Annotated in this window: 18 protein-coding genes and 1 tRNA gene; 14 read left to right on the top strand and 5 right to left on the bottom strand. The window is 62.1% G+C overall.

Translation table 11 applies throughout. The features are described from left to right. Positions 1-110: 110 nt before the first annotated feature. Positions 111-1,265 carry a PatB family C-S lyase gene (locus ACGJAX_RS22195; protein ID WP_390956179.1) on the bottom strand — a complete coding sequence of 385 codons (1,155 nt, stop codon included), beginning with the start codon at positions 1,263-1,265 and terminating at the stop codon, positions 111-113. A 345-nt stretch (positions 1,266-1,610) separates the two neighbouring features. Between ACGJAX_RS22195 and fdnG the strand changes: the two genes are divergently transcribed. From fdnG to ACGJAX_RS22160, 7 genes are all read left to right on the top strand, one after another. Next, a complete protein-coding gene (gene fdnG, locus ACGJAX_RS22190; protein ID WP_390956177.1) occupies positions 1,611-4,676 on the top strand; it encodes a formate dehydrogenase-N subunit alpha in 3,066 nt (1,021 codons plus the stop codon). Further along, positions 4,677-5,612 carry a formate dehydrogenase subunit beta gene (fdxH, locus tag ACGJAX_RS22185; RefSeq protein ID WP_090321541.1) on the top strand — a complete coding sequence of 312 codons (936 nt, stop codon included), beginning with the start codon at positions 4,677-4,679 and terminating at the stop codon, positions 5,610-5,612. Continuing rightward, positions 5,609-6,262 (top strand): formate dehydrogenase subunit gamma, encoded by a 654-nt coding sequence (locus tag ACGJAX_RS22180; RefSeq protein WP_090321544.1) that lies wholly within the window; start codon positions 5,609-5,611, stop codon positions 6,260-6,262. The genes fdxH and ACGJAX_RS22180 overlap by 4 nt, the downstream gene beginning before the upstream one ends. A 4-nt stretch (positions 6,263-6,266) precedes the next feature. Further along, positions 6,267-7,193 carry a formate dehydrogenase accessory protein FdhE gene (gene fdhE / locus ACGJAX_RS22175; RefSeq protein WP_390956175.1) on the top strand — a complete coding sequence of 309 codons (927 nt, stop codon included), beginning with the start codon at positions 6,267-6,269 and terminating at the stop codon, positions 7,191-7,193. 45 nt (positions 7,194-7,238) lie between these two features. Then, a complete protein-coding gene (selA, locus tag ACGJAX_RS22170) occupies positions 7,239-8,669 on the top strand; it encodes an L-seryl-tRNA(Sec) selenium transferase (protein ID WP_390956174.1) in 1,431 nt (476 codons plus the stop codon). Beyond that, complete coding sequence (gene selB / locus ACGJAX_RS22165) at positions 8,666-10,567, top strand: selenocysteine-specific translation elongation factor (protein ID WP_390956172.1); 1,902 nt, start codon at positions 8,666-8,668, stop codon at positions 10,565-10,567. The genes selA and selB overlap by 4 nt, the downstream gene beginning before the upstream one ends. 12 nt (positions 10,568-10,579) lie before the next feature. Continuing rightward, positions 10,580-10,675, top strand: a tRNA-Sec gene (locus tag ACGJAX_RS22160). Positions 10,676-10,683: 8 nt separating this feature from the next. On the opposite strand, the gene ACGJAX_RS22155 is transcribed toward ACGJAX_RS22160, so the two are convergent. From ACGJAX_RS22155 to ACGJAX_RS22140, 4 genes are all read right to left on the bottom strand, one after another. Further along, positions 10,684-12,006: an OprD family outer membrane porin gene (locus tag ACGJAX_RS22155; protein WP_390956171.1), complete on the bottom strand. Its 1,323-nt coding sequence runs from the start codon at positions 12,004-12,006 to the stop codon at positions 10,684-10,686. A gap of 62 nt (positions 12,007-12,068) precedes the next feature. After that, positions 12,069-12,722 carry a hydrolase gene (locus tag ACGJAX_RS22150; RefSeq protein WP_090321558.1) on the bottom strand — a complete coding sequence of 218 codons (654 nt, stop codon included), beginning with the start codon at positions 12,720-12,722 and terminating at the stop codon, positions 12,069-12,071. A gap of 212 nt (positions 12,723-12,934) precedes the next feature. Beyond that, positions 12,935-14,707: an acyl-CoA dehydrogenase C-terminal domain-containing protein gene (locus ACGJAX_RS22145; RefSeq protein ID WP_247257088.1), complete on the bottom strand. Its 1,773-nt coding sequence runs from the start codon at positions 14,705-14,707 to the stop codon at positions 12,935-12,937. 165 nt (positions 14,708-14,872) lie between these two features. Continuing rightward, positions 14,873-16,495, bottom strand: coding sequence for an acyl-CoA synthetase (locus ACGJAX_RS22140; protein ID WP_247257087.1), 1,623 nt, complete (start codon positions 16,493-16,495; stop codon positions 14,873-14,875). Positions 16,496-16,725: 230 nt separating this feature from the next. Between ACGJAX_RS22140 and ACGJAX_RS22135 the strand changes: the two genes are divergently transcribed. From ACGJAX_RS22135 to ACGJAX_RS22105, 7 genes are all read left to right on the top strand, one after another. Continuing rightward, positions 16,726-19,002, top strand: coding sequence for a PAS domain S-box protein (locus ACGJAX_RS22135; protein WP_390956170.1), 2,277 nt, complete (start codon positions 16,726-16,728; stop codon positions 19,000-19,002). A 4-nt stretch (positions 19,003-19,006) separates the two neighbouring features. Further along, positions 19,007-19,633: a response regulator transcription factor gene (locus tag ACGJAX_RS22130; protein WP_247257085.1), complete on the top strand. Its 627-nt coding sequence runs from the start codon at positions 19,007-19,009 to the stop codon at positions 19,631-19,633. A 78-nt stretch (positions 19,634-19,711) separates the two neighbouring features. Further along, positions 19,712-20,806: an AI-2E family transporter gene (locus tag ACGJAX_RS22125; protein WP_390956169.1), complete on the top strand. Its 1,095-nt coding sequence runs from the start codon at positions 19,712-19,714 to the stop codon at positions 20,804-20,806. A 24-nt stretch (positions 20,807-20,830) separates the two neighbouring features. Next, complete coding sequence (locus ACGJAX_RS22120) at positions 20,831-22,444, top strand: mechanosensitive ion channel family protein (protein ID WP_390956168.1); 1,614 nt, start codon at positions 20,831-20,833, stop codon at positions 22,442-22,444. Between the two features lie 200 nt (positions 22,445-22,644). Beyond that, entirely contained in the window at positions 22,645-23,625 is a 981-nt protein-coding gene (locus ACGJAX_RS22115) for a quinone oxidoreductase (RefSeq protein ID WP_247257082.1), read from the top strand. A gap of 14 nt (positions 23,626-23,639) precedes the next feature. After that, on the top strand, positions 23,640-24,488 hold the full coding sequence (locus ACGJAX_RS22110; protein ID WP_390956167.1) for a TauD/TfdA family dioxygenase: 849 nt from the start codon (positions 23,640-23,642) through the stop codon (positions 24,486-24,488). A gap of 100 nt (positions 24,489-24,588) precedes the next feature. Continuing rightward, positions 24,589-25,641: a 3-keto-5-aminohexanoate cleavage protein gene (locus ACGJAX_RS22105; RefSeq protein ID WP_390956166.1), complete on the top strand. Its 1,053-nt coding sequence runs from the start codon at positions 24,589-24,591 to the stop codon at positions 25,639-25,641. The last annotated feature ends 48 nt before the right edge of the window (positions 25,642-25,689 follow it).

Below are 25,689 nucleotides of genomic sequence, written 5' to 3'. Positions count from 1 at the left end.
CTCACGCGCGCCGCGTTCAGTCTGGTTACACGCGTTATCGATGACGTCCATTGCGAGCAAGCTCGCTCCTGCAATGGGGCGTGCCCGGGTACGCAATTCCTGGGCCGGTGTCAGGCGCGGAGGTTGCGCAAGCTGCGCTCCATCCGCGCGATGCCTTCTTCCAGCAATGAGCGCGGGCAGCCGAAGTTCAGGCGCACGAACTGTTGGCAGTCATCGCCGAAGTCCAGGCCGGCGCTCAAACCGACTTTGGCCTGTTCGAGGAAAAACTGCTGCGGGTTGTCCAGCCCCAGCGCCGAGCAATCGAGCCAGGCCAGGTAGGTGCTTTGCGGCACGTTCATGCTGATACCCGGCAGGCGGCTGCGCACGGCTTCGACCAGATAATCGCGATTGCCTTGCAGGTAGGCCTTGAGTTCGTTCAGCCAGGGCGCGGCTTCGCTGTAGGCGACGCGGGTGGCTTCCAGGCCCAGGGGGTTGACGCTGTCGACCATGCCGCAACGGGCCTGGTTGACGCGCTCACGCAGGTTACGGTCCTGAATGATCATGAACGAGGTTTTCAGCCCGGCGATGTTGTAGGCCTTGCTGGCCGACATCAGGGTGATGGTGCGCTTGGCGATTTGCGGGCTCAGGGTTGCCATCGGAATGTGCTGGCGACCGTCGTAACACAGCTCGGCGTGAATTTCGTCGGAGATGATCCAGGCGTCGTGCTCCAGGCAGATATCGGCAATGGCCTGCAACTCGGCGCGCGGGAATGCTTTGCCCAGCGGGTTGTGCGGGTTGCTCAACAGCAGCGCGCCGCCACCTTGCAGCGACTGGCTCAAGGTCGCCAGCGGCGTGGCGTAGGTACCGTCGGGCTGCGCCTCGAAGCCCAGCTCGACCTTGTTCAATCCCCAATGGCCCGGGGCATGACGCAGCGGCGGGTAGTTCGGCACCTGCACCACGACATTCTGTTGCGGTTGCACCAGGGCCTTGAGCGCCATGTTGAAGCCCGACTCGACGCCCGGCAGGAAGATCAGTTCCTGGGGCTCCACGCACCAGGCGTATTTGTTCCACAGGTCGGCCACGATGGCCTCGCGCAAGTCGTCCGGGGCCACGCTATAGCCGACCATCGGGTGTTCCAGGCGTTTTTGCAGGGCCTGGATGATCACCGGCGGTGCGGCGAAATCCATGTCGGCGACCCACATTGGCAGCACGTCGGCCGGGTAGCGGCTCCATTTGGTGCTGCCGGTGTTGTGGCGGTCGAAGACCTGATCAAAATCGAAAGTCATGCGCAGTCTCGTCAAGGCTGGGTTGGATATGGCGCCATGATAAGCGCCAAGCCCCTGTAGGAGCGAGCCTGCTCGATGGCCCGAACAAGAACCCCCTGTGGGAGCGGGCTTGCCCGCGATAGCGACGGCACAGTCAACATTAACAGTGGCTGACCCTCCGCCATCGCGGGCAAGCCCGCTCCCACAGGGTTTGCGTCGACTCGATAAACGGCCGACGGTCGGTTTTCACACAGGACCCCCTCGCGTTGTCTAGAGTTTCAGTGTCGGCAGCCCGTCTGCCGCAACCATGTTTGTCGAGAAAAATCCGGGAAAAGTACCGGATTTCCACCTGATCAGGAGTGCACGATGGACCTCAGCCGTCGTCAGTTCTTCAAGGTCGCCGGTATCGGCCTTGCAGGCTCTAGCCTGGGTGCGTTGGGCATGGCCCCGACGCCAGCCTTTGCCGAACAGGTGCGCCACTTCAAGCTCGCCCACACCCATGAAACCCGCAACACCTGCCCGTATTGCTCGGTCGGCTGTGGGGTGATCATGTACAGCCAGGGCGATGCGGCGAAGAATGTCGCGCAAAGCATCATCCACATCGAAGGTGACGCCGACCACCCGGTCAACCGCGGCACCCTGTGCCCCAAAGGCGCAGGCCTGCTGGACTTCATTCACAGCCCCGGTCGCCTGCAATACCCGCAGGTACGCAAGCCCGGCAGCAGCGAATGGACGCGGGTGTCCTGGGATGACGCGCTCAATCGTATCGCCGACCTGATGAAGGCCGACCGCGACGCCAACTTCGTCGAGAAAAACGCCCAGGGGCAAACGGTGAACCGCTGGCTGACCACCGGTTTCCTCGCGGCCTCGGCAGCGTCCAACGAAGCGGGCTACATCACCCACAAGGTCATTCGCAGTCTCGGCATGCTGGGGTTTGATAACCAGGCGCGTGTCTGACACGGCCCGACGGTGGCAAGTCTTGCCCCGACGTACGGCCGTGGTGCCATGACCAATACCTGGACCGATATCGCCAACGCGAACCTGGTTCTGGTGATGGGCGGCAACTCAGCAGAAGCGCACCCTTGCGGTTTCAAATGGGTGACCGAAGCCAAGGCGCACAACAAGGCGCGGCTGATCGTGGTCGACCCGCGATTCACCCGCACGGCCTCGGTGGCCGACTATTACGCACCGATCCGCACCGGCACCGACATCGCTTTCATGGGCGGGTTGATCAACTACCTGCTGACCGAGGACAAGATCCAGCACGAATACGTGCGCAATTACACCGACGTGTCGTTCATCGTCAAAGCCGGCTATGGCTTCGAAGACGGGATTTTCAGCGGCTACGACGTCGCCAAGCGCGCCTATACCGACAAGTCCGGCTGGGGTTACGAGCTCGGTGAGGACGGATTTGCCAAGGTCGACCCGACCCTGCAAGACCCGCGTTGTGTCTACCAACTGATGAAGCAGCACTACAGCCGCTACAACATCGACCTGGCGAGTCAGATTTGCGGCATGCCGGTCGATGCCATGAAAAAGATCTGGGAAGAAATCGCCACCTGCTCGCAACCGGGCAAGACCATGACGATTCTCTACGCCCTGGGCTGGACCCAGCACTCCATCGGTTCGCAGATCATCCGCAGCGCCGCCATGGTGCAATTGCTGCTGGGCAACGTCGGCATGCCGGGCGGGGGCGTGAATGCCTTGCGCGGGCACTCCAACATCCAGGGGCTGACCGACCTCGGTCTTTTGTCCAACTCGTTGCCCGGTTACCTGACGCTGCCGGGTGACGCCGAGCAGGATTACAACGCCTACATCGTCAAACGCACGCAAAAACCGCTGCGGCCGGGGCAGTTGTCCTATTGGCAGAACTACGGCAAGTTCCACGTCAGCCTGATGAAAGCCTGGTACGGCGCCAACGCCACGGCCGAGAACAACTGGTGCTACGAGTACCTGCCGAAGCTGGACATTCCCAACTACGACATCCTCAAGGTGTTCGACCTGATGGGCCAGGGCAAGGTCAACGGCTACATGTGCCAGGGCTTCAATCCGATCGCCGCGTTGCCCGACAAGAACCGGGTGATGGCGGCGCTGGCCAGACTCAAATGGCTGGTGGTGATGGACCCGCTGGCCACCGAGACCTCGGAGTTCTGGCGCAACGCCGGGCCGTTCAACGATGTGAAGAGCGCCGACATCCAGACCGAAGTGATTCGTCTGCCCACCACCTGCTTCGCCGAAGAAGACGGTTCGCTGGTCAACAGCAGCCGCTGGCTGCAATGGCACTGGAAAGGCGCCGATGGCCCTGGTGAAGCGCAAACCGACATTCGCATCATGAGCGAGCTGTTCCTGCGCTTGCGGCAGCGCTATCAGAGCGAAGGCGGGAAATACCCCGACCCGATCCTCAAACTGTCCTGGCCCTACAAGATCGCCGACGAACCTTCGCCGGAGGAACTGGCGAAGGAAATCAACGGTTCCGCCACCGCCGACTTCACCGACGCCACTGGCGCGGCTATCAAGGCCAATACCCAACTCGCCGGCTTCGCTCAGCTCAAGGACGATGGCAGCACGGCGTCCGGCTGCTGGATTTTCTGCGGCAGCTGGACCGAGGCGGGCAACCAGATGGCCCGGCGCGATAACAGCGACCCATACGGCATGCATCAACATCTGGGCTGGGCCTGGGCCTGGCCGGCCAACCGGCGGATTCTCTACAACCGTGCCTCCGCTGACGTGCAAGGCAAACCCTGGGATCCGAAAAAACGCCTGGTGTGGTGGAACGGCAAAGCCTGGGGCGGCACCGACGTGCCTGACTACAAGGCCGATGTGCCGCCGGAAGCCGGGATGAATCCGTTCATCATGAACCCCGAAGGCGTGGCGCGGTTCTTTGCCGTCGACAAGATGAACGAAGGGCCGTTCCCCGAGCACTATGAGCCGTTCGAAACGCCCATCGGCATCAACCCGATGCACCCGGACAACAAGAAAGCCACCAGCAACCCGGCGGCGCGGATCTTCGACTCGGTGTGGGATTCCCTCGGCGTGGCCAAGGATTACCCGTACGCCGCCACCAGCTACCGCCTGACCGAGCATTTCCACTTCTGGAGCAAGCACTGCAAGCTCAATGCGATTGCCCAACCCGAGCAGTTCGTCGAGATCGGCGAAGTGCTGGCCAAGGAGAAAGGCATCGTCGCCGGCGACCGTGTGCGCGTCAGCTGCAAGCGCGGGCATATTGAAGCCGTAGCGGTGGTGACCAAGCGGATTCGGCCGTTGCAGGTCAACAATCAAGTGGTGCACCAGATCGGTATCCCGCTGCACTGGGGTTTCACCGGCCTGACGCGCCACGGTTACCTGACCAACACCCTGGTGCCGTTCCTCGGCGATGGCAACACCCAGACCCCGGAATCCAAGTCATTCCTGGTCAACGTGGAGAAAATCTAAATGGCCAGCCAAGACATCATTGCCCGCTCGGCCACCACCACCGTACCGTCCTCGGTGCGCAATCAGGAGGAAGTCGCCAAGCTGATCGACACCACCAAGTGCATCGGTTGCAAGGCCTGCCAGGTCGCCTGCTCGGAATGGAACGAGCTGCGCGACGAGGTCGGCCACAACCACGGCACCTATGACAACCCGCAGGACCTCAGCGCCGAAACCTGGACCCTGATGCGCTTCACCGAGCACGAAAACGACGCCGGCAACCTGGAATGGTTGATTCGCAAGGACGGCTGCATGCACTGCGCCGAGCCCGGTTGCCTGGCGGCATGCCCCAGCCCCGGTGCGATCATCAAGCACGCCAACGGCATCGTCGATTTCAACCAGGACCACTGCATTGGTTGCGGCTACTGCATCACGGGTTGCCCGTTCAACATTCCGCGCATCTCGCAAAAGGATCACAAGGCCTACAAATGCACCTTGTGTTCGGACCGGGTGGCCGTGGGGCTGGAGCCGGCCTGCGTGAAAACCTGTCCGACCGGGGCCATCGTCTTCGGCTCCAAGGAAGACATGAAGGAGCACGCCGCCGAGCGCATCGTCGACCTCAAGAGTCGCGGTTTCGACCAGGCCGGTCTGTACGACCCCGCCGGCGTCGGCGGCACCCATGTGATGTACGTGCTGCACCATGCCGACACGCCGAAGCTCTATGCCGGCTTGCCCGCCGACCCGGCGATCAGCCCGTTGGTGGGCCTGTGGAAAGGCGTGAGCAAACCCCTGGCGCTGCTGGCGATGGGCGCGGCGGTGCTGGCCGGGTTCTTCCATTACGTGCGCGTTGGCCCGCAGATCGTCGAAGAGGACGAACTGCCGCCAGGCAATGACCCGGCGGTGCATGAGGTCGATCCGTCGGTGCACACCTATGATCCGAAGCGGGAGAACAGGTCATGATCCGCAAAGAGATCCTTCGCTATACCGCCAACCAGCGCACCAACCACTGGCTGGTGGCGATCCTGTTTTTCATGGCCGGGCTGTCCGGGCTGGCGTTGTTCCACCCGGCGCTGTTCTGGCTGAGCAACCTGTTTGGCGGCGGTCCCTGGACACGCATCCTGCACCCGTTCATGGGCGTGTTGATGTTTCTGTTGTTCCTCGGGCTGGTGGTGCGCTTCTGGCGCGCCAATTACTTCATTGCCAATGACCGCTTGTGGCTCAAGCGTATTGACCGGGTGATGAAAAACGAAGAGGAGGGCGTGCCCCCCATCGGCAAGTACAACCCCGGGCAGAAGCTGCTGTTCTGGACTTTACTGCTGTGCATGTTCGGGCTGCTGTTCACCGGTCTGGTGATCTGGCGCGCGTATTTCAGCGACTACTTCGGCATCACCATGATCCGTTGGGCGATGTTGCTGCATGCCTTGGCCGGTTTCGTGCTGATCCTGAGCATCATCGTGCACATCTACGCCGGGATCTGGATCAAGGGCTCGGTCAGCGCCATGCTGCATGGCTGGGTCAGCCGCGCCTGGGCGAAGAAACACCATGAACTGTGGTATCGCGAGGTGACGCGTGACGAGCGTCCCGACCCGCCCTTGAGCAAAAAAGGATAACGATTTGGCCACCATTCTGGAGCCTGGAGAGATCGAAGCGGCGGCCACGGCACCGCCGTTTCTGCACCTGCCACCACCCAACCTGTTCACCTTGCGCGCGCTGCGCCTGGAGCGTCTGGCCGAAGGGCATCCATTGGCCGAGTACCTGCGCCTGATTGCCGGGTTGTGTCACGAGCAGCAGCGGCTGATGGATGATCCACCCGACGCGGCCGTGCCCGACCCGCAACGTATCCGGCGCTGCCTGGAGCACGGTCTACCGCCGTTCGCCGCCGACAGCCTGGTGCGCGAAGACGCCTGGTTGCCGTTCCTGCACGGTTTGTTGCAGCGCTATCAACCCGCCGCGCAACCGGCGGTGGAACAGGCTGTAGCGACGTTGCGCAACGCCAGCGCCGGGCAGCTCAAGACCTGGGCGCTGGCCTTGGTCAGCGGGCAGTTCAGCTTGTTGCCGGCGGCCCTGGTGCCGTTTCTCGGCGCGGCATTGCAAGTCGCGTGGAGTCATTGGCTGCTGACGACGCCAGACCTCGCCCTGAAACCCGGCTCCAGCCTCAACCAATGCCCGGCCTGTGGTTCACCGGCCATGGCCGGGGTGATTCGCCATCGCGGCAAATACAACGGTCTGCGCTATCTGGTGTGCTCGCTGTGCGCCTGCGAATGGCATGTGGTGCGGGTCAAATGCGTGTATTGCGAGCAAAGCAAGGGCCTGCAATACGTCAGCTTCGACAGCGACCGCCACGCTGCCGACAAAGCCCCGTTGCGCGCCGAAACCTGTCCCGGCTGCCAGAGCTACCTCAAGCAGATCTACCTGGAGTGCGACGCCGAAGGCGAAGCGCTGTCCGCCGACCTGAGCAGCCTGATGCTCGACATGCGCCTGGAGCAGGAAGGCTTTCAGCGTCCGGCGCCCAATCTGCTGCTGGCGCCCGGAGGCGACTGACGCGAACGTCTACACTCAGGCGGTCCACCTTTGCCGGAGCGCCTGATGTCTGCCCGATCCGCCAGCCCAGCCTTGCGCCTGCCCTCCATCGACAGCTTGCTGCGCGACCCGGCATGTCAGCCTTTGGCCGAACGTTATGGGCGCGATGCCTTGCTCGCCAGCCTGCGACAGTTGCTCGACGACTTGCGCGAACCGGTACTGGCCGGACAACTCGACGCCGTTGAACTCGCCCCACAAGTGCTGGCGGGCAGGGCGGGTGAGCGGCTGGTCAACCAGCATCGCAGCCATGTGCGCCGGGTGTTCAACCTCACCGGCACAGTGCTGCACACCAACCTGGGGCGTGCCTTGCTGCCGGAAGAAGCCATAGACGCAGTGCAAATGGCCGCGCGTTATCCGCTGAATCTGGAGTTCGACCTGCACAGCGGCAAGCGTGGCGACCGCGACGATTTGATCGAAGGCCTGATTCGCGAGCTGACTGGCGCGGAGGCGGTGACCGTGGTCAACAACAACGCCGCCGCCGTGCTGCTTACCCTCAACAGCCTGGGCGCGCGCAAGGAAGGCATCATTTCCCGGGGCGAGCTGATCGAAATCGGCGGCGCCTTTCGCATCCCGGACATCATGGCCCGCGCCGGGGTGAAGCTGCATGAAGTCGGCACCACCAACCGTACCCATGCCCGTGACTACGAAGCCGCCATCGGCCCGCGCAGTGGTCTGGTGATGCGCGTGCATGCGAGCAACTACAACATTCAGGGCTTCACCACCCGCGTGCCCACCGCAGAGCTGGCGCAACTGGCGCATAAACATGGCTTGCCGCTGCTGGAGGACCTCGGCAGTGGCAGTTTGCTGGACCTCACGCGCTGGGGCCTGCCGGCCGAGCCGACGGTGCGACAGGCGCTGCTCGATGGCGCAGACATCGTCACCTTCAGCGGCGACAAACTGCTCGGCGGCCCCCAGGCCGGCTTGATCGTAGGCCGCAAAGAGCTGATTGCGCGGATCAAGAAAAACCCGCTGAAACGTGCACTTCGCGTCGACAAACTGACCCTCGCCGCCCTCGAAGCGGTGCTCGGCCTGTACCGCAACCCGGATCGCCTGTCCGAGCGGCTGCCAAGCCTGCGGCTGCTGACCCGGCCTCAGGCGGAGATCTTCGCCCAGGCTCAACGGCTGTTGCCGTCCCTGGCGCACGTGTTAGGCGCTGCCTGGAGCGTCAGTGCAGAACCGGCGCTGGGCATGATCGGCAGTGGCAGCCAGCCGGTGGCGCGCTTGCCGGGTGCGGCGCTATGCCTGCGGCCGAACTGCTCCAAACGTCTGCGTGGTCGTTGGTTGCACGGTCTGGAAGAGAGCCTGCGCAGCCTGCCGATTCCGGTGCTCGGACGCATCGACGACGACGCCTTGTGGCTGGACTTGCGCCAACTGGACGACGAGCCGGCGTGGCTGGCGCAACTCGGTCAGTTGCAAGCAGGGGATCCGGCAAAGTGATCGTCGGCACCGCGGGGCACATCGACCACGGCAAGACCGCATTGCTCCAGGCACTGACCGGACAATCCGGTGACCGACGCCGGGAAGAGCGTGAGCGAGGCATGACCATCGACCTTGGTTACCTCTACGCCGCGCTGGAACCGGGCGCCGGCCTCAGCGGTTTTATCGACGTACCCGGTCATGAGCGCTTCACCCACAACATGCTGGCCGGGGCGCAGGGCATCGATCTGGTGCTGCTGGTGGTGGCTGCCGACGACGGGGTGATGCCGCAAACCCGCGAGCACCTGGCCATCGTCGAACTGCTGGGCATCCCCCGGGCACTGGTGGCGATCAGCAAATGCGACCGGGTCGATGAGGCTCGTGTGCAGATCGTCTGTGAGCAGGTCAAAGCCTTGCTGGCGCCGGGCCCTTATGCCGATGCGCCGCAGATCGTGCTGTCGAGCGTGACCGGGCAGGGCATCTACACCCTGCGTCAGGCCTTGATCGAAGCGCAACGCGAGGTCGTTCAACGCAGTCACAAAGGTGGTTTTCGCCTGTGGATCGATCGGGCATTCAGCGTGGCGGGCGCGGGTATCGTGGTCACCGGCACGTCGCTGTCCGGGCAGGTTACGGTCGGCGATACATTGATGCTCGGCCCGCTCGGCAAATCGGTGCGGGTGCGCGGCCTGCATGCACAGAATCGAGTGGCCGAGGTCGCCCTGGCCGGTCAGCGTGTGGCCTTGAACATCAGTGCCGAACGCCTGGCGCTGGAGCAGATACACCGAGGTCAGTGGCTGTGCGCTGAATGGCTGCATGCACCGACCCAGCGAATCGATATCGACCTGCGTTTGTTACCCGGCGAACCGCGCGCTTTCGAACACTTTCAACCGGTGCACATTCATCTCGGCACGCAGGACGTGACCGGACACGTGGCGTTGCTGGAGGGCACCAGCCTGGCGCCGGGCGCACGGATGTTCGCGCAACTGCTGCTGAATGCGCCGGTGCAGGCGGTCAAGGGCGATCCACTGATTCTGCGTGACCAGAGCGCACAACGTACCCTCGGCGGTGGCCGGGTGCTCGACCCGTTCGCGCCCGACCGGCAGCGACGCAGCCCCGAGCGTCTGGCGCAGTTACACGCGCTGGCCGCGCACAACGAATTGGAACACTGCCTGCCTGAATTACTGGCCCACGGCGAAACCGGACTCGACTCCGTGCGTCTGGAGCGTCAATTCAATCGCCCCCGCGACACCTGGGTTTTGCCCGCGGACGTGCGCCTGATCGACACCCGCCAAGGATCGTTGCTGTTCAGCGCGGCGCGTTGGGAAGGGCTGAAAACACGCTTGCTGGAACAACTGGCGCGCTTTCACGAATTGGAGCCGGACCAAATGGGGCCGGACCGCGATCGCCTGCGTCGATTCAGTGCCACGGTCCTCGATCGTCCGACCTTCATCTGTCTGCTCGACGAATTGCTGGTCAGTGGCGACATCGCCAGCAGCGGGCCGTGGCTGCATCTGCCTGGCCATCAAGTGCGCTTGAGCGACGCGGACGAAGCCCTTTGGCATCAATTACAGCCATCGTTCGAAACGGCCGGATTCGATCCCCCCTGGGTGCGCGACTTGCCGCATGACGAAGCCACGGTGCGTTTGCTGCTGCGCAAAATGGCCCGGTTGGGGTTGCTGCACCAGGTGGTCCGCGACCTCTTTTACACCGATGCGATGATCCGCCGATTGGCGGCTATGCTGTTGCAATTGGCCGACGTCGACCCGGTGATCCAGGTGTCGGCGTTTCGCGATGCGGTGGGCCTGGGGCGCAAGCGCAGTATCCAGATTCTCGAATACTTCGATCGCCTGGGCCTGACCCGACGAGTTGGCGATCGCCGCCAGATTCGTCCCGACAACGTATTGGCCCGGCGCCCATAGCCAGGTTTTCAAGGAAGGTAATCGCGCCCGGTGGCGCGGCCGGGCTTCAAACCCGGTTGGGGACGGCATCCGTTCCCGGGCAGGTTCGACTCCGGCTACCTTCCGCCATTTTCCGCTCAGAAGGGCCCGAAACTCAGCGGGTACTGGATGACCACGTAAAGCCTGTCGATGTCATCGCCGCCCTGGGCAGCGTTGGCGCGGTGCGACACATGAGACACCTGCAGGCTCAACCCCTTGGCGGCACCGGACTGCACGATATAGCGCAGGTCGATGTCGCGCTCCCAATGGCGTCCGCCATCCCCTTGTTGCGGTACGTACTCACCCAGCGACGGGTCGAACGGGTTATACGCTCCGCCCTGGGGCGCGTGGGTGCCGTCGATGCCGGTGCCTTTGACGTAGCGGGTCATGAAGTTCAGGCCGGGCACGCCGAAGGTGCTCAAGTCGAGGTCGTAACGTGCCTGCCACGAGCGTTCGCCCGCGCCGTTGAAATCGGCGTACTTGATCGAGTTGGCGAGGTAGATCGAATCGCCACCGACGAAATCGAACGGTGTATTGCCCTCGACTTTTTGATACGCCAGGGTGAAACCATGGGCACCGACCGTGTATTTGCCCGACAGGCTATAGGCCGTGTTGTCGATGGCGCCGGCCAGCGCCTGACCGGTTTGCCGGGTGTGGTAGATGTTCCCGTCGAGGAATATGCCCGGCTGTTTCAGGTGCAGGTTGCCGTAGTACTGATGCCAGGTGTCCGTCAGCTCTGAGGCGTACAGTGCGCCGCCGACAGGGCTTTGCGTGAACAGGTCGGCGCCGGCGAACGAAATTCCGCCCGCTTCGGTATTGGCCCCGTAACCGTAGAAATTGCCCTTGCTTGAGGAACTGTCCTGGTTCTTGAAGGCCGTGAAGTGGCCGGCAGCAAGCTTCATGCCGTCGATTTCGCGGCTGTTGAGCAGAAAGCCGGTAGCGTATTCCGGTTGCAGACGCTTGTCCGAGGTGTCGAACACCGGGGTTTCCACCGTCATTTCACCGAAGGACAAGGTGGTTTTCGAGCTATTGAGTTTGATTGCACCGCCACCGCTGGAATAGTCACTGGCGCTGCGTCCATCGCTGTCGACCGGCAACAGACCGGTCCCGGAACGGCCCTTGCCGCTGTCCAGCTTCAAACCCAGGAAAGCATGGGCGTCGAGGCCAAAACCCACAGTCCCCGGTGTGAATCCGGATTCAAAGGAACTGATAAAGCCTTGAGCCCATTCGGCTTTATAGCTTTTGCCCGTCGGCGAGGGGGAACGGTAATCGCTGTTGAGGTAGAAGTTGCGACTGAGCACTTCAAGCGACGCACCACTGAGAAACCCTGACGCCGATTCGTCTGCCAGGGCAGTCCCGGCGGTCAGTAGCGATAAGCATAAGGTCAGGCTGATCCGCAGGTCGGGGGAGGCACACTTCATCGATCTGTCACCACAGGCCCGCGACTGCGAAAGGTCCGCAGCCGCAGGCAGTTGAAAAGCGATTAATGGCCTTCCGAAGCGCCAAACATGGTTTTGGCGTAGATCAGTCCCAGACCATAGGCGCCACCATTGGCAATCGAGGTTTTCACGGTTTCGTCGTAGGTCTCGGTGCGCGCCCAGTCACGCTGCAGCTCCAGCAGGTATTGCAGCGATGTCATCGGCCGGGCACCGAGCTGGATCATGCGCTGCATGGCCATTTCGTGGGCTTCGGTGCTGACGTCGCCGCAGGCGTCGGCGATCACATAGACCTCGAAGCCCTGGTCGATTGCCGACAGTGCCGGGCCGACGATGCACACCGACGTCCACAAGCCGGCCAGGACGATTTTCTGTTTGCCGAAGGCATTGACCTCGACAGCGATCCGCTCATCTTCCCAGGTGTTCATGCTGGTGCGGTCGATCACCTTGTGTTCCGGGAACACCGCCTTGATTTCGTCGAAGATCGGACCGGAAAAGCTCTTTTCGGCGACCGTGGTCAGAATCGTCGAGACCTTGAATCCACGCGCGGCCTTGGCGACCAGGGAAGCGTTATTGCGTAGCGTGACGGCGTCGATGGATTTGGTCGCAAAGGACATCTGCGACTGGTGATCGATCATGATCAGGGTGTGGTCGGTCGGGTTCAGCAGGGTTTTACCGGGAACAGCTTTCGCAATGGCCATGACAACGATCCTTACGGGGGAGTGAGGCGTTCATGGTGGCGCAGCCTCAGGCGCAAAGATTGAATCGGTGTGCTGTGTTGGAGGTGTTTTTCCGCAAGCGTGCCGATGGGATCGCGCCCACGCACAGGGGGGGCAGGCGTGCCTGCCAGAGCTTATGGATAAAAAAACGCGGCGCCCAATTGAGAGGAGCTGACGCCGCGTGGGTTCAAGCGTCAGAACTGTTCGGCGCTCAGGCCATACAACGGGGCGCTGCCGGCGCGAATGGATTGCTCCAGGCTCAAGATGCGCGGCAGCAGGCGATGGATGTAGAAGTCGGCGGTGGCGATTTTCGCGCCGTAGAACGTTTCGTCCTCGCCCCGTTTGTGCAGGGCCACTTGCGCCATCCGCGCCCAAAGCCAGGCGTAGGCGACGTAACCGAACAGGTGCAGATATTCCACTGAAGCGGCGCCGACTTCGTTACGGTGGGTCGCCGCTCGATCCTGCAGCCAGTCGCTCAGGTCCTCCAGGCGCTGCACCGCGTCCAGCAACTGAGAGGCATAGGGCGCATCGGGTTGGGCGGCAAAGCGACGAATCTCCCCGGTGAATTGGCGCAGCGCCAGCCCCTTGTCGGCCAGCACCTTGCGCCCGAGCAGGTCCAGCGCCTGGATGCCGTTGGTGCCTTCATAAATCTGCGCGATGCGCACGTCGCGCACCAGTTGCTCCTGGCCCCATTCGCGGATGTAGCCATGGCCACCAAACACTTGCTGGCCGTTGATGCAGCTTTCCAGGCCGGTGTCGGTAAAAAATGCCTTGGCCACCGGCGTCAGCAGCGCGACCAGGTCCTGGGCGCTCTCACGCTCCCGGGCATCGTCGGAAAATTTCGCCAGGTCCAGTTGCTGCCCGACATAACTGGCGAACGCGCGACCGCCTTCTGTCAGGGCTTTCATGCTCAGCAGCATGCGTCGCACGTCGGGGTGCACGATGATCGGGTCGGCCGCTTTGTCCGGAGCCATGGCGCCAGTCGGCGAGCGGCTCTGGATGCGTTCGCGAGCGTAGGCCACGGCGCTCTGATAGGACGCCTCGGCACAGCCGATGCCCTGGATGCCGATGGAAAGGCGTTCGTAGTTCATCATGGTGAACATCGCCGCCAGGCCCTTGTTCGCCTCACCGATCAGCCAACCGCTGGCGCCGTCGAAGTTCATCACGCAGGTGGCCGACGCCTTGATCCCCATCTTGTGTTCGATCGAACCGCAACTCACGGCGTTGCCTGCGCCGAGGGAGCCGTCGGCGTTGACCAGCACTTTCGGCACCAGAAACAGCGAAATGCCTTTAGGGCCGGCCGGCGCATCGGGCAGCTTGGCGAGCACCAGGTGGACGATGTTTTCAGTCAGGTCCTGATCGCCGCCGGTGATGAAAATCTTGCTGCCGGTGATGGCGTAGCTGCCGTCGGCCTGAGGTTCGGCGCGGGTGCGGATGAGCCCCAGGTCGGTGCCGGCGTGGGCTTCGGTCAGGCACATGGAACCGGCCCAGCGGCCTTCGTACATTGGTGGCAGATAGAGGTTTTTCAGGGCTTCGCTGGCATGGGCATCCAGCGCCAGGCAGGCACCGGAGCTCAGGGCCGAATACAACGCAAAGCTTGAGTTGGCGCCGTAGAGCATCTCTTCGAACTGCACCGCGAGCATCTTCGGCATGCCCATGCCGCCAAACTCGACATTCCCGGACAAACCCACCCAGCCGCCTTCGATGTAGGTGGTGTAAGCCTGCTTGAAGCCGACGGGCGTGGTGACTTGGCCCGCCTGCCACTGCGCGCCTTCTTCATCGCCGCTGCGATTGAGCGGTGCGATCAGGTGCGAGGTGACTTTCGCCGCTTCCTCGAGAATGGCGTCGGCCGTGTCGGCATCGACGCTCTCGGCCAGCGCCGGCAGGCGTGCCCACAGGGCCGGGGCGTCGAACACTTCATGCAGCACAAAGCGCATGTCGCGCAGCGGGGCTTTGAATTCGGGCATAACGTGAACCTCGTTGTGACGGTTGTGCGAGGGGCAGGGCGCCGCATCGGCGGGCCGTACCTTTTTGGTCTATGACTGGAAACGCTGGCGCAAAAGCTGACGTGCACGAGCCCTTGGGCGCCAGGTCAATCACCTGTCGCTCAAGGGGTACGGCGTTGTGTCAGGCTAGAGCGCCGCAGCCCGGTCGCGCAGCACGTACTTCTGGATCTTGCCGGTGGATGTCTTGGGCAACAGGGTGAAGATCACGGTGCGCGGCACTTTGAAGCCGGCCAGGTGTTCGCGGCAGAAACTGATGATGTCCGCCTCGCGAACGTCCTGGTGATCGGCCTTGAGCGTAATAAAGGCACAGGGCGTTTCGCCCCACTTTTCATCGGGACGGGCAACCACGGCCGCTTCCATCACACCCGGATGGCGGTAGAGCACGCCTTCGAGTTCGATGGTGGAAATGTTCTCGCCACCGGAAATGATGATGTCCTTGAGACGATCCTTGATTTCCACGTAACCGTCGGGATGACACACCGCCAGGTCGCCGGTGTGGAACCAGCCACCCTCGAACGCTTCGGCCGTGGCGGATGGATTCTTCAAGTAACCCTTCATCACGGTATTGCCACGCATGAAGATCTCACCGATGGTCTGGCCATCGCGCGGGGTCGGCTCCAGGGTCTTCGAATCGCCGACCATCACGCCTTCCAGGGTTGGGTAACGTACGCCTTGCCGGGACTTGATTTGCGCCCGTTCTTCCAGAGGCAACTCATCCCATTCGGCATGCCAGGCACAAATCGTCACCGGGCCGTAGGTTTCCGTCAGGCCATAGACGTGCGTGACCTTGATGCCCATGGCTTCCACGGCACCGATCACTTTGGCCGGCGGAGCGGCACCGGCCACCATGGCGCTGACCGGATGATCGATGGCTGCTTTCGCCGATTCCGGCATGTTCACCAGGGCATTGAGCACGATCGGCGCACCGCACAGGTGAGTAATCTGATGCTCGCGAATCAGCGTCAGGATTTTCTGCGGATCGACCCGGCGCAAAAACACATGCACACCGGCCATGGCGGTGATGGTCCAGGGGTAGCACCAGCCGTTGCAATGGAACATCGGCAGCGTCCAGAGGTACACCGGATGGTTGCCCATGGCCCAGGTCATCTGGTTGCCCAAGGCGTTCAGGTACGCGCCGCGATGGTGGTACACCACGCCTTTGGGATTGCCGGTGGTGCCGGAGGTGTAGTTCAGGGAGATGGCTTGCCATTCGTCCACTGGCCATTTCCAGTCGAACGCCGGATCGCCTTCGGCCAACAACGCTTCGTAGTCCAGATCGCTGACGGCCTGGCCTTCGCCATATTCCGGGTCGTTGACGTCAATCACCAGCGGCGGGTGATCGAGCATGCCGATCGCCGCGTGGATCACCCCATGGAATTCACGGTCGGTAATCAGCACCTTGGCTTCACCGTGCTGCAGCATGAAGGCGATGGCTTCGGCATCCAGGCGCACGTTGAGCGGGTTGAGCACCGCACCGATCATCGGCACGCCGAAATGCACTTCAAGCATCTCGGGAATGTTGGGCAGCATCACCGCCACCGTGTCGTCCTTGCCGATACCGCGCCCGGCCAGTGCCGAGGCCAGGCGCCGGCAGCGGGTGTAGGTCTGGGCCCAGGTGCGGCGGATCGAACCGTGGATGACGGCGGGGTAGTCGGGATAAACGTTGGCAGTGCGTTCGATGAAGCTCAGAGGCGACAAGGCAATGTGATTGACAGCCGAAGGGTCTAGCCCTTGCTCATAGATCGACATGTTCGGGTACTCGGTGGCTGATTGTTAGCTCTATGGGTGACCTGGCGAGGCAGTCGCTGAGGGCACCTTTTATGTCCGGAGTACGTTATATAACAACCCTTCATTGATATGGAAGTACAACCTATGGCGTATGGTATATATACTATATGAATTTCGTTCGACTCTAATCGAATGCCGCCAGACGTCTAAACCCGGTATATCCTTGGTTTTCCTCACAAAGTGGACCCGCGATGAGCCTGACTCCCGTTCGATTGCACAGCTGGTTGCGCCTGCAACGCGAAGGCGTGGCATTGGCTGCCCGCGCCGATGCGTTGTGCCGCGCCCTTCAGGATTGCCCGCAAGTGCAGCGCGCGGTTTATCTCAGTTGGCAGCCCGATGCGCGGATCTACAGCCACGAAGGCTCGGCCCAGCACTTTCCGCCGGGGCTGGGCGACCCGGCGCTGGCCAGCGATCAGTTGCTGTTCGAACGCCTGGTCGAAGCAGGGCACCTGGATCTGGCTCAAGTCCGTCAACTTGACTGCTGGTTGTCGGGCCGATTGCGTCGCGCCGCCATCAGCCATGGCCAGGTGTTCGATCTGGCCTTGCAACCGGGCCAGGCGGGGTTGTTGCTGGTGGAAGTGTGCGAGGGGGGCAGTCTCGACTGGCTCGGCTGGGTGCGGGATGTGTTGACGACCCTGCTCAGCAGCGTCAACGGGATGCTGCGCGGCTCACCTTTGCTGGGCCACGATCCGCAACCGAGCCTGTTGCTCGATGCCCAGGGTCGACCATTGGAATTCAACGCGGCGCTGTTGGCCTTGCTCGGCGAAAAGCCGTTGACTGATGTGCTGGGCTTTTTACCGGTCAATCATCGGGTGTTGGTGCGCGCGTGCCTGGATCAGCAGCGGGCCATAGAAGGTGTCGAGGCCCGGTTCGAAGCGCAAATACTGATCTGGACGTTCATCCCCGATCCGCAGGACAACCGGGTGCTCGCCCGTTGCCGCGATGCCACGACTGAAGTGCTGGCAGAACGGGAAGCGACCACCGCACGCCGGCTGTACAGGCTGATCATCGAAAACACCACCGACCTGATTTCCCGGCACACACCGGACGGGCGTTTTCTCGATGCCTCGCCCGCGTCCTGGACGTTGCTCGGCTACTGGCCCGAGCAATTGCGCGGGCAAATGGCCCAGGGGCTGTTCCATGGCCAGGACCTGGCCAATCTGATTCAGCGGGCGCGGGATGCGCTGGAACAGGACGGATATCACACGATGACCTATCGCATTCGCCATCGCGACGGGCATTACCTGTGGTTCGAAACCGCCAGCCGGGCTATCCGCGAGACTTACACCGGTGCAGTGGTCGAAGTGGTCAGCGTCTCCAGGGACGTCACGGCGCGGGTGCAGGCCGAGGAAAACAAGCGCCGCCTGGCTGAAGTGGTCGAGGCCAACATCGACCCGGTGCTGTTCATCGATCCCGAGGGGCAAGTCACCTACCTCAACCCGGCGGCGCGGCGCATTCTCGGCATCGATGAGCAACAAGCGATGCCGGCCCTTGCCGGATTGTTCGCCAGTGCCGACCTGGTGCGCCTGCAACATGACGGCTGGAGCAGCGCTGAACGCGATGGCGTCTGGAGCACCGATTCGCGCTTGCAGCCACCCGGCGGCGGCACCTCGGTGCCGGTTTCGCTGGTGTTGCTGGCGCACCGTAGCGCCGGCGGCGAGCGCTATTACTCGCTGGTGGCACGGGACATGACCGAACGTGAATTGCGCGAAGCGCAGCAACGTCGTCATCAGGATGAGCTGGCACACACCGCGCGGTTGGTGACGCTGGGTGAGCTGGCCTCGGGGATCGCCCACGAAATCAACCAGCCACTGGCTGCCGTGGTGAATTACGCCAATGCGAGCCAACGCTATTTGCAGACACTGGGCAGCAATCCCCAGGCAACTAGCAGAGTGGCGCAAGGGCTGGAACGCATTACCCACCATGCCACTCATGCGTCTGAAGTGATCCGGCGTCTGCGTGGGTTTCTGCGCAAGGGGCAGCGTCGCATGCAGGCGCTGAACCTGACCGACGTCGCCCGCGAATCGGTGCGTTTGTGTGCCTGGGAGGCGAGCAATTGCCAAGTGACAATCGAGGATCGACTGCCGGATAATCTGCCGCCCGTTTACGCCGACCGCGTGTTGCTTGAGCAGGTGTTGCTCAATCTGCTGCGCAACGCGATCGACGCCAACCGCGAGCAACATCCCGGTCAGCCTTCGTTGATCGTGATGGCGGTGGAGCAGGGCAGTGGCGTCAGCGTGGAAATCAGTGTGCGAGACCAGGGGCCGGGTGTCAGCGAGCCCGAACTGGAGCAGATCTTTACCCCGTTCTACACCAGCAAGGCCGAGGGCCTGGGGCTCGGCTTGTCCATGAGCCGCAGCATCATCGAGGGTTTCGGTGGCGATCTGCAGGCCCGGCGCCAGCCTGTCGGGCTGCTGATGTGTTGCCGCCTGCCGCTTGCCGGTCCAACAAAACAACAACAGGAATAACGCAATGTCAGGTGTGACGGAGCACGTGGTGTATGTGGTCGACGATGACCAGGGCATGCTCGATTCAACGGTGTGGCTGCTGGAGTCGGTCGGCCTCAAGGCCTTGCCGTTTACCAGCGGTGTGGCCTTTCTCGATGCCTGCGATGCCAGTCTCGATGCCTGTGTGATTCTCGACGTGCGCATGCCCGGCATGGGTGGGTTGAACGTGCAGGAAGAAATGCGCGTGCGTGAACTGAACCTGCCAATCATTTTCGTCAGCGGCCACGCCGATGTGCCAATCGTGGTCCGGGCCTTCAAGGCGGGCGCCCATGATTTCATCGAGAAGCCCTACAACGAGCAGTTGCTGCTGGACAGCGTGCAGCAGGCACTGAGCAGTTGCGCCACGCGGCGGTCCGGCAATCAGGCCTTGCAGGCACGCTTGCTCACCCTGACGCCACGGGAGCGCGACGTCATGTTGCCTCTGGTGCAGGGTTACACCACCCGCGAAATCGCCGAGCAATTGGGCGTCAGTGCAAAGACCGTCGACCTGTATCGCTCGCGGGTGATGAAACGCATGCAGGCCAACACGTTGCCGGACCTGGTGGGCATGGCCATTGCGGCGAACATGGTCGATCCACTGAAGCTGCGTTGATCCTTCGCACCGTGCAATGTGCGTCTATGCTGGGCTAACAGATTCGCCCACTTCACGGCGAACCGCGAGGAGACAGCAATGGTGCCCACACCGCTTACAGTGAAAACCTTGTCCGGCGGCCTGCTTGATGTGTTGATCCGCGCCGGGCTGATTGTCGTGATGGTGCTGTTTTGCTTCGAGATTTTCCGACCGTTTCGCGACTTGATGCTGTGGTCGCTGATCCTGGCGATCACGCTTTACCCGTTGCAAACGCGGCTCAGGGGGTCGCTTGGACAAAAGGATGGATTGATTGCGACCCTGATCGTGCTGGCTGCCATCGTGATCCTGATGGTGCCGGTCTATTTGTTGGGTTCCTCGGTGGTCGATTCGATCCAGCACACCATCTACATGGTCAAGACCCAGGGCTTTCAAATTCCCCCGCCGACAGAATCCGTCGCCACCTGGCCTCTGGTGGGTAAGCCCATAGCGGTCCTCTGGTTGCAGGCAGCCAACGACTTGCCAAGCCTGACCGTGAAGTACATTCCGCAAATCAAAGGCGTCAGCCTCGGGCTGCTGAGCAAACTGGCCGGAATCGGCATGGGTTTTCTCATTTTCATCTTCGCCCTGATCATCGCCGGCATCTTCATGGCCTACGGCGAAGCCGGCCGCCGCAGCGCGATCCAGATCGCCTCGCGTTTCAGCGGGCCGGACAGAGGCCCGAGTATCGCGGCGCTGTGCACCGCAACGATCCGGGCCGTGGCGCTCGGTGTGGTCGGCATCGCCTTCATCCAGATGTTGCTGGTGGGCCTGGGATTCGTCTTCAAGGGCGTGCCCGCCGCCGGGCTGCTGGCAATGGGGGTGTTGTTGCTGGGGATCATGCAATTGCCGGCGACGCTCATCACCATCCCGGTCATCGTTTATGTGTTCGCCACTGAAGGTCCGAGTACCGCGACTATCGTGTTCGCCATCTATGTGTTCGTTGCGGGCCTGGTGGACAACGTACTCAAACCCTTGATGTTGGGGCGCGGAGTCGCCGTGCCAATGCCGGTGATACTGATCGGGGCCCTGGGCGGTATGGTCACCAGCGGCATCCTCGGCTTGTTCATCGGCCCGGTGGCGCTTGCGGTCGGCTATCAATTGTTCTGGCAGTGGGTGGAGGATCGGCCCCAGGACGAAAATCAGCCATTACCCTGAAACCTGTGCGGAAAGGAACCCAGCATGCGCAACAGGTTAGTCACAGCCGTCATCGCCGTTTTCTGTTTGTTGAGCACGGTGCCTCTGCGGGCCGAGGATCCGCCCAAGGCCCCGGATGCACCCGCGGAGCTCAAAGTGGCCAACCGCAGTGTCATTGTGTTCCGTGCGACGGTTCTCGGAGAGCCACCCCAATCGCGGGTCAAGGGCGCCAGCGCGGTGATCCGCGAGGCGCTGGATGAAGCCGACGATCTGACCGTCAGCATTGATCCGATCCAGAACAGTTACCTGGTGTTGTTAGGGGTCAGGCGCGCTTTCATAGTGGCACCCAAAGACGTTGACACCCAGGGTGCCGCTTCAACCCTGGAGACTGCCGAGCAAGCGGCGCAAAACCTGCGCCTGGTGGTCGCTGAGACCCAGGAAGCGCGCAGCCTCAGATTGATTCTCAGGGCGTTGATCGCCGTGACGCTGGCCACCACCCTTTACCTCGCGCTGCTGTGGGTCATGGTTTACCTGCGGCGAAAAATGCTGAATAAGCTCCCGGAGTTGATGGATCGGCACACCAAGGCGTTGAGCGTGGGGCGCGTCCAGCTCATCGATGCCAATTTCCTCTACCTGTTGGTCAGCCGTGTGCTGTGGTTTCTGCGCTGGCTGGTGGTGTTGCTGTTGACCTACGAGTGGCTGGGATTTGTCCTGTCGCGTTTTCCCTACACCCGGCCATGGGGAGAAAGCCTCAATAACTACCTGCTGGAGATCGTGACCTACCTGTTCCAAAGCATCATCAGCGCCATTCCCGGACTGGGCGTGGCCCTGATGATTTTCTTCATCGCCCGAGGCGTCAGCGCCTTCAGCAAGCGAGTATTGCGACGCCTGGCCAGCCCCGGCATCTTCAACTGGCTGAACCAGGAAACCCTGCAGCCGACCACCCGGCTCATGTCCCTGGCGATCTGGTTGTTTGCATTGGCCATGGCGTATCCGTATTTGCCGGGGGCGGGCACCGATGCATTCAAGGGCTTGTCGGTGTTGATCGGCCTGATGATTTCTCTGGGCGCCACCAGTGTGATCGGTCAGGCGGCGTCGGGGCTGATTCTGACCTACACACGCACCCTGCGACCGGGGGAGTTCGTGCGTATCGGTGAATACGAAGGCACGGTGACGGAGTTGGGCATGTTCACCACGCGCATCCGTACCGGCCTGGGCGAGTTGCTGACCTTGCCCAACTCGATGATCACCAACTCGGTCACCAAGAACTATTCGCGAACCGTGCAGGGCGACGGTTACGTGGTCGATACAGTGGTGACCATCGGCTACGACACGCCTTGGCGACAGGTTGAAGCCATGCTGCTGGAAGCCGCCAGACGCACCACCGGGGTCCTTGCAGTGCCGACGCCCCAGGTGTTTCAGACCGCATTGTCGGACTTCTACCCGGAGTACCGCCTCGTGGCCCAGGCCATCCCCAGCCAACCGCGTACCCGTGCCGAGTTGCTCAGCATGCTGCACGCCAATATCCAGGATGTGTTCAACGAGTACGGCGTGCAAATCATGTCGCCGCACTATTTTGGCGATCCGGGGGAAGCGAAGTGGGTGCCGAGGGAGAAATGGTATTCGGCCCCTGCGCAGGAGCCGAAACAGTCAAAATGACGGACTGAGCGAAGCAGACGGCAGGGACGCTCGCATCGCCGTAATGGCTGGAGCAATTCTTCAAGGTGGCCGCCGACACCTGTCATGAAATGAAAAGCCGTTGTCGTCTGATGAGAAGCGATGACGGCGCCGGAGACCTACATTCCAATCAGCGCAATTCGACGCACTCGCCAAAATCGCAGATTGGAGAATAAGAAAAAATGGCCAAAGCCGTTCGCTTTTACGAAACCGGTGGTCCCGACGTTCTTCGTTACGAAGAGGTCGAAGTCGGCGACCCGGGCCCAGGCCAGGTTCGTCTTCGTCACGTGGCGGTCGGCCTGAACTATGCCGACACCTACTTTCGCAATGGCACTTACCCGATCCCGCTGCCCAATGGCATGGGTGTCGAAGCGTCCGGCGTGGTCCAGGCCGTCGGCGAAGGGGTGACCAACGTGCAAGTGGGTGATCGCGTCACCTACACCGGGTTCCTCAACACCTTGGGGGCGTACAGCACCGAGCGCCTGATCCCGGCAGCGCCGCTGATCAAACTCCCGGAAACCATCAGTTTCGAAACTGCCGCAGCGATGACCATGCGCGGCCTGACGTCGTCGTACCTGATGCGTCGCATTTACGATTTCAAGGTCGGTGACAGCATTTTGCTGCACGCTGCAGCGGGCGGGGTCGGCCTGATCGTATCGCAGTGGGCCAAGCTGCTGGGCCTGACCGTGATTGGTACCGTGTCCACCGAGGTCAAGGGTGAAATAGCCCGGGCCCACGGCTGCGACCATGTCATCAACTACAGTCATGAAGACGTCGCCCAGCGCGTTCGCGAACTGACGGACGGCGTCGGCGTCAACGTGGTGTTCGACAGCGTCGGCAAGAATACTTTCATGGGTTCGCTGGATTCGCTCAAGCGTCGCGGCCTGATGGTCTGCGTCGGCACGGCGTCCGGCCCGATCCCGGCGTTCGACCCGGTCATGCTGGCGATGAAAGGCTCGCTGTACCTGACCCGCCCGGCCCTGGCCGACTACATCGCCGACCCTGCGGAAAAAGCGGCCCTGGCCGGTGAATTGTTCGACCACGTCGGCAATGGCCGGATCAAAATCGAGATCAACCAGCACTACGCCTTGCAGGATGCCGTTCAGGCCCACCGGGACCTGGAATCGCGCAAGACCACGGGCTCGTCGATTTTCGTTATTTAAGGGAGTTCGCTGCCATGAAAGTCGAACAATTGACCTGCAACATCGGTGCGGAACTGATCGGCGTCAACCTCGCCGACGCGATCCATGACGATGGTCTTTTCGCCGAGATTCGGGCCCAGTTGCTCACCCATCGTGTGGTGTTCCTGCGCGACCAGAACATCAGTCGCGCCGAGCACGTGGCGTTCGCCCGTCGCTTCGGCGAACTGGAGGATCATCCAGTGGCTGGCAGTGATCCGGATCACCCCGGTCTGGTGCAGATCTACAAGAAGCCTGACCAGCCGATGGACCGCTACGAGAACGCCTGGCATACCGACGCCACCTGGCGCGAAGCACCGCCCATGGGTTGCGTGCTGCGCTGCGTGGAGTGCCCGCCGGTCGGCGGCGACACCATGTGGGCGAACATGGTCGAGGCCTACGCCAACCTGCCCGATGACGTGAAGGTGAAGATTGCCGACCTGCGTGCCCGCCACAGCATCGAAGCGAGCTTCGGCGCGGCCATGCCGATCGAAAAACGCCTGGCGCTGAAAGCCATGTATCCGGACGCCGAGCACCCGGTGGTGCGTACCCACCCGGAAACCGGTGAGAAGGTGCTGTTCGTCAACGCCTTCACCACCCACTTCAGCAACTTCCACACCCCCGAGCGGGTGCGTTTCGGCCAGGACGCCAACCCTGGCGCCAGCGAGCTGCTGCGTTACCTGATCAGCCAGGCGTACATCCCCGAGTATCAAGTGCGCTGGCGCTGGAAGCCCAACAGCGTTGCCATCTGGGACAACCGCAGTACCCAGCATTACGCCGTCATGGATTACCCGCCGTGCCATCGCAAGATGGAACGCGCCGGGATCATGGGCGACAAGACTTACTGATCGACCCCTTCTGCATACGCACTCGTAAACACGTCTGCCCGGAACGAATCCGGGTGGGCGGGACAATCATAAGAACTGGCATAAGAACTGGAGAGCAACCATGCAATTCTTCGACGATTCCCTACACCCCGAAAACATGGAAAAGGTCGTCATTACCGTGGCCCCGTACGGCCCGGAATGGATGCCGGAAGACTTCCCCGAAGACATCCCGCTGACCATGGATGAGCAAGTGCAAAAAGCGGTCGAGTGCTACGAAGCCGGTGCCACCGTTCTGCACCTGCACGTACGCGAACTGGATGGCAAGGGTTCCAAGCGCCTGTCCAAGTTCAACGAGCTGATCGCCGGTGTGCGCGAAGCCGTGCCGGACATGATCATCCAGGTCGGCGGCTCGATTTCCTTCGCCCCTGAAAGCGATGGCGAAGCGGCCAAGTGGTTGTCCGACGATACGCGCCACATGCTGGCCGAGCTGACGCCAAAACCGGATCAGGTGACGGTGGCGATCAACACCACCCAAATGAACATCATGGAGCTGCTGTACCCGGACTACCTGGAAGGCACCTCCCTGGCCAATCCGTTGTTCCAGGCGGCCTACAGCGAAATGACGGTGCCAGCCGGTCCAGCCTGGGTGGCCGAGCACCTCAAGCGCCTCACGGAGAACGGCATCCAGCCGCACTTCCAACTGACCGGGATTCATGCCTATGAAACCCTCGAGCGTCTGGTACGCAAGGGCATCTACAAAGGCCCGCTGAACCTGACCTGGATCGGCATCGGTGGCGGTTTCGACGGCCCGAACCCGTTCAACTTCTTCAACTTCATCCACCGTGTTCCGGACGGTTGCACCCTGACCTCCGAGTCGCTGCTCAAGAACGTACTGCCGTTCAACACCATGGCGATGTCCATGGGCATGCACCCGCGTGTGGGCAACGAAGACACTATCATTGATCACAAGGGCGAACGCTTCGGCTCGGTGGCGCAGATCAAGCAAACCGTGCGCATCGCCCATGAACTGGGGCGCGAAATCGCCACCGGTAAAGAGGCCCGCGAGATCTATCGCATCGGTGTGCAATACCAAAGCATCGAAGAAACCCTGTTGGCCAACGGCATGGCCCCCAACCGCAAGGCTGGGCAGAAAGGTGTGCCGCAGCGCGGCTGACCGGCAGTGGCGGCGAGAGGCCGATGGTCTCTCGCTCACTGCATGCAA

Origin of the sequence: Pseudomonas moorei, assembly GCF_042846945.1 — a bacterium.
Taxonomy (GTDB): Bacteria; Pseudomonadota; Gammaproteobacteria; order Pseudomonadales; family Pseudomonadaceae; genus Aquipseudomonas; species Aquipseudomonas moorei.
The sequence above is the reverse complement of the archived record's forward strand: the minus strand, read 5'-3'. Positions and strand labels throughout refer to the sequence as shown.